Source organism: Streptomyces sp. JB150 (genome assembly GCF_011193355.1).
Taxonomy (GTDB): Bacteria; Actinomycetota; Actinomycetes; order Streptomycetales; family Streptomycetaceae; genus Streptomyces.
In genome coordinates, this window is record NZ_CP049780.1 from 5,535,273 (window position 1) to 5,549,813 (window position 14,541).

Consider the following 14,541-nt stretch of genomic DNA (forward strand, 5'->3'; position numbering starts at 1 on the left):
CACCCATGGAAGCACGCACCCTGAGCAGGATCACCAAGGCCCTGCTGGCCCCGGCCCTCGCCCTCGGCGCCACCGTCGGCCTCGCCTCCGCCCCCGCGCACGCCGCGGTCTGGAACTCCTGCGACCAGTGGGGCAACACCACGCTGAACGGCTACACCCTGTACAACAACATCTGGGGCTCCGGCGCCGGCAGCCAGTGCGTCTGGGCCAACTCCGGCACCAACTGGGGCGTCTGGGCCGACCACCCCAACACCGGGGGCATCAAGTCGTACCCCAACGCCAAGAAGGTGATCAACAAGCCGATCACCTCCATCACCTCGCTGACCAGCAGCTACAACGTCACCGTCCCGTCGTCCGGCGCGTACAACACGTCGTACGACATCTGGGACACCGACTACGACTACGAGATCATGCTGTGGGTCAACCACAACGGCGCCGTCGGCCCGCTCGGCACCTCCCAGGGCACCGTCACCCTCGGCGGCCACACCTGGAACGTCTACAAGGGCAGCAACGGCCACAACGAGGTCTTCTCGTTCCTGCGCACCTCGGACTCCAGCTCCGGCACGGTGAACATCCTGCCGATCCTGAAGTGGATCAAGGACACCAAGAAGTGGATGGGCAACGAGACCATCGGTGACGTCCAGTTCGGCTACGAGATCACCTCGTCCGCGGGCGGCCTGAACTTCACCACCAACAACCTCACCGTCAGCGGCGGCTGACCGGCGGGGCGGGGGCAGCCGGTCGCCTCTCCGGCCGCCCCCGCCCGACGCGGCTACTCCGCCACGGGCAGCCGCGCCCCGTCCCGCAGGAACAGCGGGATGCGGTCCAGCGGGGCCTCGACCGTCACGGCCGTACCCCCCTCGTACGTCGCACCGGTCCACGCGTCCGTCCAGACGGCGCCCGCCGGCAGGTAGGCCGTGCGGGCCGTGGCGCCCGCGGTCAGCACCGGGGCGACCAGCAGATCCCCGCCCAGGAGATAGGCGTCGTCCACCGACCACGCCGTCTGGTCCTGCGGGAACTCCAGGAACAGCGGCCGCATCACCGGCAGCCCTTCCTCGTGGGCCTCGCGCATCACCTCCAGCACATACGGCTTCAGCCGCTCGCGCAGCCGCAGATAGCGCTCCATGATCGCGCCGGCCTCCTCGCCGTACGACCACACCTCGTTCGGGCCGCCGGTCATCTCCGGGCCGAGCGGCATCCCCGGGTCGCGGAAGCCGTGCAGCCGCATCAGCGGGGACAGCGCGCCGAACTGGAACCAGCGGACCATCACCTCGCGGTACGCCGCGTCGTCCGGGTCGCCGCCGTGGAAGCCGCCGATGTCGGTGTTCCACCACGGGATGCCCGACAGGGCCGTGTTGAGCCCGGCGGCGATCTGGCGGCGCAGGGTGGCGAAGTCGGTGCCGATGTCACCGGACCACAGGGCCGCGCCGTAGCGCTGACTGCCCGCCCACGCCGAGCGGTTGAGGGTGATGATCTCGTCCTCGCCGGCCGCCGTCAGGCCCTCGTGGAAGGCGCGGGCGTTCTCCGCCGGATAGATGTTGCCGACCTCGAGGCCCGGCCCCGCCCAGTACCGCAGGTTCTCCTGGAAGCCCGGCTTCAGCTCCGGCTCGCAGGCGTCCAGCCAGAACGCCTTGATGCCGTACGGCACCACGTAGTTGTCGCGGATCCGGGACCACACGAACTCGCGCGCCTCGGGGTTGGTCGCGTCGTAGAAGGCCACCTGGACCGTGGAGGCGACCTCCTTGTCCGGCCAGTCGGCGTGCGCCAGCGGGCCGTACTGGGTGCCGATGAAGTAGCCGCGCTGCTCCATCGGCGCGTGGTTCTCGCTCAGCGGGGACACCGACGGCCACACCGAGACGACCAGCTTGATGCCCAGCTCGTCCAGCTCGCGCACCATCGCCGCCGGGTCCGGCCACTCCTTCGGGTCGAACTTCCACTCGCCGAGGTGCGTCCAGTGGAAGAAGTCGCACACGATCACGTCGATCGGCAGGTTGCGGCGCTTGTACTCCCGCGCCACGGCGAGCAGTTCGTCCTGCGTGCGGTAGCGCAGCTTGCACTGCCAGAAGCCCGCCGCCCACGCGGGCAGCATCGGGGTGCGGCCGGTGACCGCGCTGTAGCGGCGCTGGGCGTCGGCCGGGGCGCCCGCGGTGATCCAGTAGTCGATCTGGCGGGCCGAGTCCGCCACCCAGCGGGTGCCGTTGTGCGCCAGCTCCACCCGGCCGATCGCCGGGTTGTTCCACAGCAGGGTGTAGCCGCGGCTGGAGGTCAGGACCGGGACGGAGACCTCGGCGTTGCGCTGGACCAGGTCCAGCACCAGGCCCTTCTGGTCGAGCCGGCCGTGCTGGTGCTGGCCGAGGCCGTAGAGCTTCTCGTCGTCGTACGCGGCGAACCGCTGCTCCAGCCGGTGGTAGCCGTTGCCGACCGCCGTGTACAGCCGCGGGCCCGGCCACCAGAAGTGGGCGCGCTCCTCGGCGAGCAGTTCCCCGCCGTCGCCGGTGCGCTCGAAGCGGACCTGGCCCTCGGCGCTCACCCGCACGGTCAGCGCGCCCACCGTCAGCCGGCCCTCGCCGTCACCGGTCTTGACGGTGGACTCGGTGGGCGGGGCCTCGGGGAGCAGGGCGCCCGGCAGCCCGTCGAGGACCGGGCCGCCCAGCCGGGCGCGCACCCGGACCGCGTCCGGACCCCACGGCTCGATCCGCAGCGTCTCCTGACGGCCGCTCCACTCCAGCGCGCCGCCCTGCTCGCGGAACGTGCCGACGGTGGGGGAGGACTGCGCGAGGCTGACCTTGGGCTGTATTTCGGCGGGCTGAATCACGTGGCGTGCTCCTGAAGACATGGGGGTGCCCCGGGAAGGGCCAGGACGAGGTGGTCCGCGCAGGACCGGGCGGGTGGGGCCGGGGTGAGGAGGCGTCAGGAGAGGGCGGGCGCCGGTCCCGTGCTCGCGCGGACCGTCAGCTCGGGCGCGATCAGCACGACCTCGTCGCTGCCGCGCCCGTCCAGCTTGGCGACCAGGTGCTCCACGGCGTACCGGCCCATCTCCTGGGCCGGGATGGCGACCGAGGTCAGCCGCACCGAGGCCTGCACGGCGACCTGGTCCGGGCAGATCGCCACCACCGAGACGTCCTCCGGCACCGCCCGGCCCTGCTGGCGCAGCAGGGCGAGCAGCGGTTCGACCGCCGACTCGTTCTGCACCACGAACCCGGTGGTCGCCGGACGCTCGTCGAAGATGCGGGCGAGCGTCGCCGCCATCGCGTCGTACCCGCCCTCGCACGGGCGGTGCAGCACCCGCAGCCCCAGCTCGCGGGCGCGGCCGCGCAGCCCCTGCAGGGTGCGTTCGGCGAAGCCGGTGTGCCGTTCGTAGACCGCCGGGGCCTCGCCGATGACGGCGATGTCCCGGTGCCCGAGCGAGGCCAGATGCTCCACGCACAGCGCGCCCGTCGCCGTGAAATCGAGGTCCACGCAGGTCAGACCGGTGGTGTCGGAGGGCAGACCGATCAGCACCGACGGCTGGCCGGCGCCGCGCAGCAGCGGCAGCCGCTCGTCCTCCAGCTCGACGTCCATGAGGATCATCGCGTCGGCGAGCCCGCTGCCGGTGACCCGGCGCACCGCGTCGGGGCCCTCCTCGCCGGTGAGCAGCAGGACGTCGTAGCCGTGGACGCGGGCGGTGGTGGCCACCGCGATGGCGATCTCCATCATCACCGGCACGTACATGTCGGTGCGCAGCGGGATCATCAGCGCGATGATGTTCGACCGGCTGCTGGCCAGGGCGCGGGCACCGGCGTTCGGGTGGTACCCCAGCTCCCGGATGCTCTGCTCGACCCGCTGCCGGGTGGTCGCCGAGATGGACCGCTTGCCGCTGAGGACATAGCTCACCGTGCTCGCCGAGACTCCGGCGTGCTGGGCGACCTCGGCGAGGGTGACCATCCGCTCTCCAAGCTTTGTGAAGCGCTTCGACACAGCGCACTGCGAACAACGGCGGGTGAGGGTGGTTCGACAGTAGCCCCAGCGCGAGTGGGTGTCCATAGGCTGTCGAAGCGCTTCGACAGCTTTCTTTCCGCGCCCGTCCCGCAGCCAGTGAACACCACGGCTGGGCCGAACGGCCCCGCGGAGGCTGGTGCGACCGTCCGTTATCGGGTACATACGATCGCGTAGCACCCGTCGGTAACCAATTGGACCCTGATCCCGATTCGCGGCGAGGTGAGCCTCATGTCCGCCACTCCCACCACCCGACCCGTCGTCACCGAACGTGAGGCCCGCCAGGTGGCGGAGGCGGCCCGGGAACAGCACTGGCGCAAGCCCAGCTTCGCCAAGGAGCTGTTCCTCGGCCGCTTCCGCCTCGACCTCATCCACCCCCACCCGCTCCCGGCCGACGAGGACGTGCGCCGCGGCGAGGAGTTCCTGACCCGACTGCGCGCCTTCTGCGAGACGGAGATCGACTCCGCCCGCATCGAACGCGAGGCCCGCATCCCCGACGAGACCATCAACGGGCTGAAGGAACTCGGCGCGCTCGGCATGAAGATCGACCCCGAGTACGGCGGCCTCGGCCTCACCCAGGTCTACTACAACAAGGCCCTCGCCCTGGCCGGCTCCGCCAGCCCCGCCGTCGGCGCCCTGCTCAGCGCCCACCAGTCCATCGGCGTCCCGCAGCCGCTGAAGATGTTCGGCACGCCCGAGCAGAAGGAACGCTTCCTGCCGCGCTGCGCCCGCACGGACATCTCCGCCTTCCTCCTCACCGAGCCCGACGTCGGCTCCGACCCGGCCCGCCTCGCCACCACCGCCGTGCCGGACGGCGACGACTACGTCCTCGACGGAGTGAAACTCTGGACCACCAACGGCGTGGTCGCCGGCCTGCTCGTCGTCATGGCCCGCGTCCCGCAGACCGAGGGCCACAAGGGCGGCATCACCGCGTTCGTCGTCGAGGCGTCCTCCCCGGGCATCACCGTCGAGAACCGCAACGCGTTCATGGGCCTGCGCGGCCTCGAGAACGGCGTCACCCGCTTCCAGGGCGTGCGCGTCCCCGCCGCGAACCGCATCGGCCCCGAGGGCGCCGGCCTGAAGATCGCCCTCACCACGCTGAACACCGGCCGCCTGTCCCTGCCCGCGATGTGCGCCGGCGCCGGCAAGTGGTGCCTGAAGATCGCCCGTGAATGGGCCGGGGTGCGCGAGCAGTGGGGCAAGCCGGTCGCCCTGCACGAGGCCGTCGGCTCGAAGATCGCCTTCATCGCCGCGACGACGTTCGCCCTCGAAGCCGTCCTCGACCTGTCGTCCCAGATGGCCGACGAGGACCGCAACGACATCCGCATCGAGGCCGCCCTCGCCAAGCTGTACGGCTCGGAGATGGCCTGGCTCATGGCCGACGAACTCGTCCAGATCCGCGGCGGCCGCGGCTTCGAGACCGCCGAGTCGCTCAAGGCGCGCGGCGAGCGGGCCGTACCGGCCGAGCAGATCCTGCGCGACCTGCGCATCAACCGCATCTTCGAGGGCTCGACGGAGATCATGCACCTCCTCATCGCCCGCGAGGCGGTCGACGCCCACCTCTCCGTCGCCGGCGACCTCATCGACCCCGACAAGTCCCTCCAGGACAAGGCGAGGGCGGGCGCCCAGGCGGGCGTCTTCTACGCCAAGTGGCTGCCCAGGCTCATCGCGGGCCCCGGCCAGCTGCCCCGCTCCTACGCCGAGTTCCGGCACGGCGGCGCCGACCTCTCCCCGCACCTGCGCTACATCGAGCGCACCGCCCGCAAGCTCGCCCGCTCCACCTTCTACGCCATGTCCCGCTGGCAGGGCCGCATGGAGACCAAGCAGGGCTTCCTCGGCCGGATCGTCGACATCGGCGCCGAACTCTTCGCCATGAGCGCCGCCTGCGTCCGCGCCGAACTCCTCCGCTCCCGGGGCGAGAACGGCCGTGAGGCCTACCAGCTCGCCGACGCCTTCTGCCACCAGGCCCGCCTGCGCGTCGACGCCCTCTTCACCCGCCTGTGGAGCAACACCGACGCCCTCGACCGCAAGCTGGTCAAGGGCGTCCTGTCCGGCACCTACGCATGGCTCGAAGAGGGCGTGGTCGACCCCTCCGACGACGGCCCCTGGATCGCCGACACCCACACCCCCGCCACCCCCCGCCCCGACGTACGCCGCACCGTCCCCGAGTGAGCGGCGACACCCACCCGAGGGACGCGCTGTCCTGACGGTCCTCCCGTACGGCCACAATGGGGGGATGAGCGACAGTCCATCCCCCCTCGCCGACCCTCACCTCGTCTACGACCCGGTGACGGAAGACGGCCCGAAGGACGTGGTGATCCTCGGCTCCACCGGGTCGATCGGCACCCAGGCCATCGATCTCGTGCTGCGCAACCCGGACCGCTTCCGGGTGACCGGCCTGTCCGCCAACGGCGGGCGGGTCGCCCTCCTCGCCGAGCAGGCGCGGCGGCTGCGGGTGCGGACCGTGGCGGTCGCCCGCGAGGACGTGGTGCCCGCGCTGCGCGAGGCCCTGAGCGCCGAGTACGGCCCGGGGGAGCCGCTGCCCGAGATCCTGGCCGGCCCGGACGCGGCCACCCGGCTCGCCGGCTCCGACTGCCACACCGTGCTGAACGGCATCACCGGCTCCATCGGCCTCGCCCCCACCCTCGCCGCCCTGGAGGCGGGCCGCACCCTCGCGCTGGCCAACAAGGAGTCGCTCATCGTCGGCGGCCCGCTGGTCAAGGCGCTCGCCAAGCCCGGCCAGATCATCCCGGTCGACTCCGAGCACGCCGCCCTCTTCCAGGCCCTCGCCGCGGGCACCCGCGCCGACGTGCGCAAACTCGTCGTCACCGCCTCCGGCGGCCCGTTCCGGGGCCGCACCAGGGACGAGCTGGCCTCCGTCACCGTCGAGGACGCCCTCGCCCACCCCACCTGGGCGATGGGCCCGGTCATCACCATCAACTCCGCGACCCTCGTCAACAAGGGCCTGGAGGTCATCGAGGCGCACCTGCTCTACGACATTCCCTTCGACCGCATTGAGGTCGTCGTGCACCCGCAGTCGTATGTCCACTCGATGGTGGAGTTCACGGACGGATCGACCCTCGCGCAGGCGACGCCCCCCGACATGCGGGGCCCGATCGCCATCGGTCTCGGCTGGCCCGAGCGCGTCCCCGACGCCGCCCCGACGTTCGACTGGAGCAAGGCCTCCACCTGGGAGTTCTTCCCGCTCGACAACGAGGCCTTCCCCTCGGTGAACCTCGCCCGCCACGTCGGTGAGCTCGCGGGCACCGCCCCGGCGGTGTTCAATGCGGCAAACGAGGAGTGCGTGGAGGCCTTCCGCGCCGGCGCGCTGCCGTTCAACGGGATCATCGAGACCGTGACCCGGGTGGTCGAGGAGCACGGGACCCCGCGCACGGGAACCTCGCTCACCGTGGCGGACGTCCTCGAAGCGGAGACCTGGGCGCGCACCCGGGCCCGGGAACTGACGGCGATGACGGCGGAGGCCCGTGCATGACGATCCTGATGATGATCCTCGGCATAGTCGTCTTCGCGGTCGGCCTGCTGTTCTCGATCGCCTGGCACGAGCTGGGTCATCTCTCCACGGCCAAGATGTTCGGCATCCGCGTGCCGCAGTACATGGTCGGCTTCGGCCCGACCCTGTGGTCGCGCACGAAGGGCGAGACCGAGTACGGCGTCAAGGCCATCCCGCTCGGCGGCTACATCCGCATGATCGGCATGTTCCCGCCCGGCCCCGACGGCCGGGTGGAGGCCCGCTCCACCTCCCCGTGGCGCGGCATGATCGAGGACGCCCGCTCCGCCGCCTTCGAGGAACTGCGCCCCGGCGACGAGACCCGCCTCTTCTACACCCGCAAGCCGTGGAAGCGGGTCATCGTGATGTTCGCGGGCCCCTTCATGAACCTGGTCCTCGCCATCGCCCTGTTCTTCATCGTGCTCATGGGCTTCGGCGTCACCCAGCAGACCACCGCGGTCAGCGAGGTCCAGAAGTGCGTCGTCCCGCAGAGCCAGAACCGCGACACCTGCAAGGACTCCGACCCCGCCTCCCCGGCCGCCGCGGCCGGCCTGCGGGCCGGCGACAGAATCGTCGCCTTCGACGGCGTCCGCACCGACGACTGGAACCAGCTCTCCGACCTGATCCGCTCCAGCCCCGGCGAGAAGGTCGCGATCGTCGTCGACCGCAAGGGCGAGGAAGTCACCCTGCACGCCACGATCGCCACCAACCAGGTCCTGAAGAAGGACGGCAACGGCCAGGTCGTCGAGGGCGAGTACGTCACCGCCGGCTTCCTCGGCTTCAGTGCCGCCACCGGCGTGGTCAAGCAGGACTTCGGCGACTCGGTGACCTGGATGACCGACCGGGTCGGCGACGCCGTCGACTCCCTCGCCGCACTGCCCGGCAAGATCCCCGCCCTGTGGAACGCGGCCTTCGACGGCGCCCCCCGCGAACCCGACTCCCCGATGGGCGTGGTCGGCGCGGCCCGCGTCGGCGGCGAGATCTTCACCCTCGACATCCCGGCCACCCAGCAGCTCGGCATGGCCCTGATGCTGGTCGGGATGTTCAACCTGTCCCTGTTCCTGTTCAACATGCTCCCGCTGCTCCCGCTCGACGGCGGGCACATCGCGGGCGCCCTGTGGGAGTCGCTGCGCCGGCACACCGCCCGGCTGCTGCGCCGCCCCGACCCGGGACCGTTCGACGTGGCGAAGCTGATGCCGGTGGCCTACGTGGTGGCCGGGATCTTCGTCTGCTTCACGATCCTGGTGCTGATCGCGGACGTCGTTAACCCGGTCAGAATCTCGTAGCCACACGGCGTTCCCGGCGGCCCGGCGGCACCACCCGCCGGGCCGCCTCCCGTTCGAGTGGTTCTCGGGTGTGATGTGCTTAGGTTCTGGCCGGTGCCGTAATCTCGAAGGCCGGAGCCCGCCGCTGAACGGGACCGGACCTTGATCCACGACTTGGGGTTGCACAGCAGATGACTGCGATTTCTCTCGGCATGCCGTCCGTTCCGACCAAGCTCGCCGAGCGCCGGAAGAGCCGGCAGATCCAGGTCGGATCCGTGGCGGTCGGCGGGGACGCGCCGGTCTCGGTCCAGTCCATGACGACCACCCGCACCTCGGACATCGGCGCCACCCTCCAGCAGATCGCCGAGCTGACCGCGTCCGGCTGCCAGATCGTCCGCGTCGCCTGCCCCACCCAGGACGACGCCGACGCGCTGCCGATCATCGCGAAGAAGTCCCAGATCCCGGTCATCGCCGACATCCACTTCCAGCCGAAGTACGTCTTCGCCGCCATCGAGGCCGGCTGCGCCGCGGTCCGCGTGAACCCGGGCAACATCAAGAAGTTCGACGACCAGGTCAAGGAGATCGCCAAGGCCGCCCGCGACCACGGCACCCCGATCCGGATCGGCGTCAACGCGGGCTCCCTCGACAAGCGGCTGCTCGAGAAGTACGGCAAGGCCACCCCCGAGGCGCTGGTCGAGTCCGCCCTCTGGGAGGCCTCCCTCTTCGAGGAGCACGACTTCCGCGACATCAAGATCTCGGTCAAGCACAACGACCCGGTCGTGATGATCGAGGCCTATCGCCAGCTCGCCGCCCAGTGCGACTACCCCCTGCACCTCGGCGTCACCGAGGCCGGCCCCGCCTTCCAGGGCACGATCAAGTCGGCCGTCGCCTTCGGCGCGCTGCTCTCCCAGGGCATCGGCGACACCATCCGCGTCTCGCTGTCCGCCCCGCCCGTGGAGGAGGTCAAGGTCGGCCTCCAGATCCTCCAGTCCCTCGGCCTGCGCCAGCGCGGCCTGGAGATCGTCTCCTGCCCGTCCTGCGGCCGCGCCCAGGTCGACGTCTACAAGCTCGCCGAGGAAGTCACCGCCGGCCTCACCGGCATGGAGGTCCCGCTGCGCGTCGCCGTCATGGGCTGCGTCGTCAACGGCCCCGGCGAGGCCCGCGAGGCCGACCTCGGCGTCGCCTCCGGCAACGGCAAGGGCCAGATCTTCGTCAAGGGCGAGGTCATCAAGACCGTCCCCGAGTCCAAGATCGTCGAGACCCTCATCGAAGAGGCCATGAAGCTGGCCGAACAGATGGAGGCCGACGGCGTGGAAAGCGGCGAGCCGACCATCTCGGTCGCCGGCTGAGCAACGTCAGTGGTGCCGCGCCCCCCGGAGGGGCGCGGGGAACCGCGCGACCAGCCACGAACGGCCCGCACACGCGCGACCACAGAACCCTCCGAGCTCTCAGGCGCCCTCCGCCCGAGCAAGCGCAGCGCTTCCGCGGGTACAGTGCGGAGACCAGCAGCTGACCCCGGAGGGCCCCGCACGTGCTGACCCAGACCACCTCCCGGGTCCTCGAACCGAGCGACCTGGACGCCGCGCTCGCCGTCCTGAACCGCGAGCCGGTCGCCAACGCCTTCGTGACCTCCCGGGTCCAGGTCGCCGGCCTGGACCCCTGGCGCCTCGGCGGCGAGATGTGGGGCTGGTACGAGGACGGCATACTCACGTCGCTGTGCTACGCGGGCGCCAACCTCGTCCCCATCTGCGCCACCCCGCGCGCCGTGCGCGCCTTCGCCGACCGCGCCCGCCGGGCCGGCCGCCGCTGCTCCTCCATCGTCGGCCCCGCCGAACCCACCGCCGAGCTGTGGCGGCTGCTGGAGCCGCACTGGGGCCCGGCCCGCGAGGTCCGCGCCCGCCAGCCGCTGATGGTCACCGACCGGATGCCCGACGACATCGAGCCGGACCCGTACGTCCGCCGCGTCCGCAAGGACGAGATGGAAACGATCATGCCGGCGTGCGTGGCGATGTTCACCGAGGAGGTCGGCGTCTCCCCGCTGGCCGGCGACGGCGGCCTGCTCTACCAGGCCCGGGTCGCCGAACTCGTCGGCTCCGGCCGCTCCTTCGCCCGCCTCGACGAACACGGCAACGTCATGTTCAAGGCGGAGATCGGCGCCGCGACCCCCCAGGCCTGCCAGGTCCAGGGCGTCTGGGTCGCCCCCGAGTACCGCGGCCGGGGCCTCGCCGCCCCCGGCATGGCCGCGGTGCTGCGCTACGCCCTCGCCGACGTCGCCCCCGTGGTCAGCCTGTACGTCAACGACTACAACACGGCCGCGCGCCGGACGTACCGCCGCGTCGGCTTCCGCGAGGCCGGTGCCTTCATGAGCGTGCTGTTCTGAGAGCGCTTCGCCCGCTGTAGGCTCGCCGACATGCTTCGCGACATCACGATCGCCCCCCTCGACCTCCCCGCCCACGTCGACGAAGCGCTGGCCGTCCAAGCCCTCGCCTTCGGCCTCGGCCCGGACGAGGTGGCCGTACGCCGCCAGATCGTGCTGCGCCACATGACCTACCCGGGCGCCCGCGCCCTCGGCGCCACCACCGCCGACGGCCGCCTGGCCGGCTTCGTCTACGGCATGCCCAACAGCCGCACCCACTGGTGGTCGACGATCGTCGAACCGTATCTGCGCGCGCAGGGCAACGACGCCTGGCTCGACGACTCCTTCGTCATCACCGAGCTGCACGTCCACCCCCGCTACCAGAACCGCGGCATCGGCCGCGCCCTGATCACCACGATCACCGACAGCGCCACCGAGCCCCGCTCGATCCTCTCCGCGATCGACACCGACAGCCCCGCCCGCGGCCTCTACCACTCGCTCGGCTACCAGGACCTGGCCCGCCGCGTCCTCTTCCCCAGCGCCCCCCGCCCGTACGCCGTCATGGGCGCCCCGCTCCCACTGCGCCGCCGCTAGCGGCCCGTCCGGCAGGCATCAATCGATTTCCGCGGGCCCCCGCCCCCCGGCTAACCTCCTAGCCACCACCCTTTCGCAGCAGGAGTACGAGAACCATGGCCAACGCACCGGTCCAGCGCATGTCCCAGTTGATGGCGAAGACCCTGCGCGACGACCCGGCGGACGCCGAGGTCCTCAGCCACAAGCTGCTCGTCCGCGCCGGCTACGTACGCCGGACCGCGGCGGGCGTGTGGACCTGGCTGCCGCTCGGCAAGAAGGTCCTCGCCAACGTGGAGCGCGTCGTCCGCGAGGAGATGGACGCCATCGGCGCCCAGGAAGTGCTGCTCCCCGCCCTGCTGCCGCGCGAGCCCTACGAGGCGACCGGCCGCTGGAACGAGTACGGCGCCGAGCTGTTCCGCCTCCAGGACCGCAAGGGCGGCGACTACCTGCTCGGCCCCACCCACGAGGAGATCTTCACCCTGCTGGTGAAGGACCAGGCGTCCTCCTACAAGGACCTGCCGGTCATCCTCTACCAGATCCAGACCAAGTTCCGCGACGAGGCCCGCCCCCGGGCCGGCATCCTGCGCGGCCGTGAGTTCCTGATGAAGGACTCGTACTCCTTCGACCTGGAGGACGAGGGCCTCGCCCACTCCTACGCCCTGCACCGCCAGGCCTACCAGAAGATCTTCGAGCGCCTCGGCCTCGACTACCGGATCTGTGCCGCCACCGCCGGCGCCATGGGCGGCTCCAAGTCCGAGGAGTTCCTGGCCCCCGCCGAGGCCGGCGAGGACACCTTCGCGGACTGCCCGAACTGTGACTTCGCCGCCAACACCGAGGCGGTCACCTACGAGCTGAAGCCGGTCGACGCCTCCGGCGTTCCGGCCGCCGAGGACATCCCCACCCCGGACACCCCCACCATCGAGACCCTTGCCGCCTCCCTCGGCGTCCCCGCCTCCGCCACCCTGAAGAACCTCCTGGTGAAGGTCGACGGCGAGATCGTCGCCGTGGGCGTGCCCGGCGACCGCGAGGTCGACCTGGACAAGGTCGAGGCGCACTTCGCCCCGGCCACCGTCGAGATGGTCACCGAGGCGGACTTCGCGGCCCGCCCCGACCTGGTCCGCGGCTACGTCGGCCCGCAGGGCCTGGGCAAGGTGAAGTACATCGCCGACCCGCGCGTGGCCCCCGGCACCGCATGGATCACCGGCGCCAACAAGCCCGGCACGCACACCAAGAACGTCGTCGCGGGCCGCGACTTCGAGGTCGACGAGTACGTCGACGTCGTGGTCGTCCAGGAGGGCGATCCCTGCCCCCAGTGCGGCACCGGCCTGAAGCTGGACCGCGCCATCGAGATCGGCCACATCTTCCAGCTGGGCCGCAAGTACACCGACGCGCTCAAGCTCGACGTGCTCGGCCAGAACGGCAAGCCGGTCCGCGTCACCATGGGCTCCTACGGCATCGGCGTCTCCCGCGCGGTCGCCGCGCTCGCCGAGCAGACCGCCGACGACAAGGGCCTGTGCTGGCCCAAGGAGATCGCCCCCGCCGACGTCCACGTCGTCGCCGCAGGCAAGGCACTGCAGACCGAACTGGCCCTCGACATCTCCGAGAAGCTGGCGGCGGCCGGCGTGCGCGTCCTGGTCGACGACCGCGCGGGCGTCTCCCCGGGCGTGAAGTTCACCGACTCCGAGCTGATCGGTGTCCCCCAGATCCTCGTCGCCGGCCGCCGCGCCGCCGACGGCGTGGTCGAGCTGAAGGACCGCAGGACCGGCGAGCGCGAGGAACTCACGGTCGAGGAGGCCATCGCCCGCCTCACGGCGTGAGCGGCGGCCACGGCAGACACCTGTGAACGCCGGGCGGGCCGAACCGGCCCGTCCGGCGTTCGGGGACGAGGCCCGTTCAGGGCCGAAGCGGGGGCGCGGGGGCGGCAGCCCCCGGAGGCCGGCGGGACACCCCCTAAAGCCAGCCGGCGAACTCCAGCAGCAGCTCCGCGTCCCGCGCCCGGCCCACCCTGCGCGCCCGCACCCCCGACTCCACGGCCCGGAACAGCGTCCAGCCGCGCAGCCGTTCCTGGTCCACGTCCAGCGACTCCGCGAGCCGCTTCACCCGCCGCCGCGTCGTCGCCGCCCCCGACGGCTGCGCGATCAGATCCTCCACCCGGTCCCGGACCAGCCGCGCCAGATCGAACGCGCACTCCCCGACCACCGGGTCCGGCCCCACGGCCAGCCACGGCATCCGGTCCCCGGCCAGCACCTTGCTCTGCCGGAACGTGCCGTGCAGCAGCCGCTCCTCCGGCGGCGCCGCCAGCAGCTCCTCGCGGGCCGCCAGCGCCACCTCCACCAGCGGCGCGACCTCCGCGTCCGCCTCCGCGCTCGCCCGCATCGCCGCGGCCTGCCGCCCCGTGCGCCCGGCGACCGTCTCGAAGGTGTGGCCCTGCGGCGGCGCCACCCACAGCCGGCGCAGCGTGCCCGCCGCCTCCAGCAGCGCCTTCGCCTCCGGCAGCGACCGCACCGACACATCCGGGTGGAGCCGCTCCAGCAGCAGCGCCCCGTCGGGCGCGTCGTCCTCCAGCAGCTGGACGGCGCCCCGCCCGGCCCACTGCGCGAGCGCGGCCCGCTCGCTCTCCGGACGGGCCCGGGGCGGCGCCAGCTTCAGCACGGCCGGGGTGCCGTCGGGACGCCGTACGAGCACCACGAGACTGCTGCGGCCACCCGGCACCTGCACCCGCTCGACGGTCAACTCGCGCAGCGCGACGGCCTGCCGTACCGTCCCGGGCAGCTTCTCGAGCCAGTCGCCACCGTCCGGTGCCGTCTCACCGAGCGCCCTCACCAGACGCCGCGGCGGTTCGAAAGCCATACGCGAGTCGTTCC

11 protein-coding genes are annotated in these 14,541 nt (G+C 71.7%); 8 read left to right on the plus strand and 3 right to left on the minus strand.

The features are described 5' to 3' along the window. Window positions 1–5: 5 nt before the first annotated feature. On the plus strand, window positions 6–719 hold the full coding sequence (locus G7Z13_RS25645; RefSeq protein WP_166002584.1) for a hypothetical protein: 714 nt from the start codon (window positions 6–8) through the stop codon (window positions 717–719). A 53-nt stretch (window positions 720–772) separates the two neighbouring features. Here G7Z13_RS25645 and G7Z13_RS25650 read toward each other — a convergent pair whose 3' ends face one another. Both G7Z13_RS25650 and G7Z13_RS25655 read right to left on the minus strand, forming a co-directional pair. Continuing rightward, window positions 773–2,815 (minus strand): glycoside hydrolase family 31 protein, encoded by a 2,043-nt coding sequence (locus G7Z13_RS25650; RefSeq protein ID WP_166002585.1) that lies wholly within the window; start codon window positions 2,813–2,815, stop codon window positions 773–775. Between the two features lie 95 nt (window positions 2,816–2,910). After that, complete coding sequence (locus tag G7Z13_RS25655) at window positions 2,911–3,924, minus strand: LacI family DNA-binding transcriptional regulator (RefSeq protein WP_166002586.1); 1,014 nt, start codon at window positions 3,922–3,924, stop codon at window positions 2,911–2,913. A gap of 282 nt (window positions 3,925–4,206) precedes the next feature. Here G7Z13_RS25655 and G7Z13_RS25660 point away from each other — a divergent pair, with 282 nt between their 5' ends. The 7 genes from G7Z13_RS25660 (at window position 4,207) to G7Z13_RS25690 (ending at window position 13,494) form a co-directional block, all read left to right on the plus strand. Further along, the gene (locus G7Z13_RS25660; protein WP_166002587.1) at window positions 4,207–6,147 is read left to right on the plus strand and encodes an acyl-CoA dehydrogenase family protein; all 1,941 of its coding nucleotides are present in this window, start codon (window positions 4,207–4,209) and stop codon (window positions 6,145–6,147) included. A 64-nt stretch (window positions 6,148–6,211) separates the two neighbouring features. Then, complete coding sequence (gene dxr / locus G7Z13_RS25665) at window positions 6,212–7,468, plus strand: 1-deoxy-D-xylulose-5-phosphate reductoisomerase (protein ID WP_166002588.1); 1,257 nt, start codon at window positions 6,212–6,214, stop codon at window positions 7,466–7,468. 8 nt (window positions 7,469–7,476) lie between these two features. Further along, window positions 7,477–8,769: a site-2 protease family protein gene (locus tag G7Z13_RS25670; RefSeq protein ID WP_206313233.1), complete on the plus strand. Its 1,293-nt coding sequence runs from the start codon at window positions 7,477–7,479 to the stop codon at window positions 8,767–8,769. Between the two features lie 170 nt (window positions 8,770–8,939). Beyond that, entirely contained in the window at window positions 8,940–10,097 is a 1,158-nt protein-coding gene (gene ispG, locus G7Z13_RS25675) for a flavodoxin-dependent (E)-4-hydroxy-3-methylbut-2-enyl-diphosphate synthase (protein ID WP_166002590.1), read from the plus strand. Between the two features lie 182 nt (window positions 10,098–10,279). Beyond that, window positions 10,280–11,128 (plus strand): GNAT family N-acetyltransferase, encoded by an 849-nt coding sequence (locus G7Z13_RS25680; RefSeq protein ID WP_166002591.1) that lies wholly within the window; start codon window positions 10,280–10,282, stop codon window positions 11,126–11,128. 30 nt (window positions 11,129–11,158) lie between these two features. Then, window positions 11,159–11,698 carry a GNAT family N-acetyltransferase gene (locus G7Z13_RS25685; RefSeq protein ID WP_166002592.1) on the plus strand — a complete coding sequence of 180 codons (540 nt, stop codon included), beginning with the start codon at window positions 11,159–11,161 and terminating at the stop codon, window positions 11,696–11,698. A 95-nt stretch (window positions 11,699–11,793) separates the two neighbouring features. Then, complete coding sequence (locus G7Z13_RS25690; RefSeq protein WP_166002593.1) at window positions 11,794–13,494, plus strand: proline--tRNA ligase; 1,701 nt, start codon at window positions 11,794–11,796, stop codon at window positions 13,492–13,494. Between the two features lie 133 nt (window positions 13,495–13,627). Here G7Z13_RS25690 and G7Z13_RS25695 read toward each other — a convergent pair whose 3' ends face one another. After that, window positions 13,628–14,527: an aminoglycoside phosphotransferase family protein gene (locus tag G7Z13_RS25695; RefSeq protein ID WP_166002594.1), complete on the minus strand. Its 900-nt coding sequence runs from the start codon at window positions 14,525–14,527 to the stop codon at window positions 13,628–13,630. Window positions 14,528–14,541 lie beyond the last annotated feature (14 nt).

Bases quoted from the DNA above. Each gene is read 5' to 3' on its own strand.
- G7Z13_RS25645 (WP_166002584.1), top strand. From the start codon at position 6: ATGGAAGCACGCACCCTGAGCAGGATCACCAAGGCCCTGCTGGCCCCG.
- ispG (WP_166002590.1), top strand. From the start codon at position 8,940: ATGACTGCGATTTCTCTCGGCATGCCGTCCGTTCCGACCAAGCTCGCC.
- G7Z13_RS25655 (WP_166002586.1), bottom strand. From the start codon at position 3,924: ATGGTCACCCTCGCCGAGGTCGCCCAGCACGCCGGAGTCTCGGCGAGC.
- dxr (WP_166002588.1), top strand. From the start codon at position 6,212: ATGAGCGACAGTCCATCCCCCCTCGCCGACCCTCACCTCGTCTACGAC.
- G7Z13_RS25685 (WP_166002592.1), top strand. From the start codon at position 11,159: ATGCTTCGCGACATCACGATCGCCCCCCTCGACCTCCCCGCCCACGTC.
- G7Z13_RS25690 (WP_166002593.1), top strand. From the start codon at position 11,794: ATGGCCAACGCACCGGTCCAGCGCATGTCCCAGTTGATGGCGAAGACC.
- G7Z13_RS25660 (WP_166002587.1), top strand. From the start codon at position 4,207: ATGTCCGCCACTCCCACCACCCGACCCGTCGTCACCGAACGTGAGGCC.
- G7Z13_RS25670 (WP_206313233.1), top strand. From the start codon at position 7,477: ATGATGATCCTCGGCATAGTCGTCTTCGCGGTCGGCCTGCTGTTCTCG.
- G7Z13_RS25695 (WP_166002594.1), bottom strand. From the start codon at position 14,527: ATGGCTTTCGAACCGCCGCGGCGTCTGGTGAGGGCGCTCGGTGAGACG.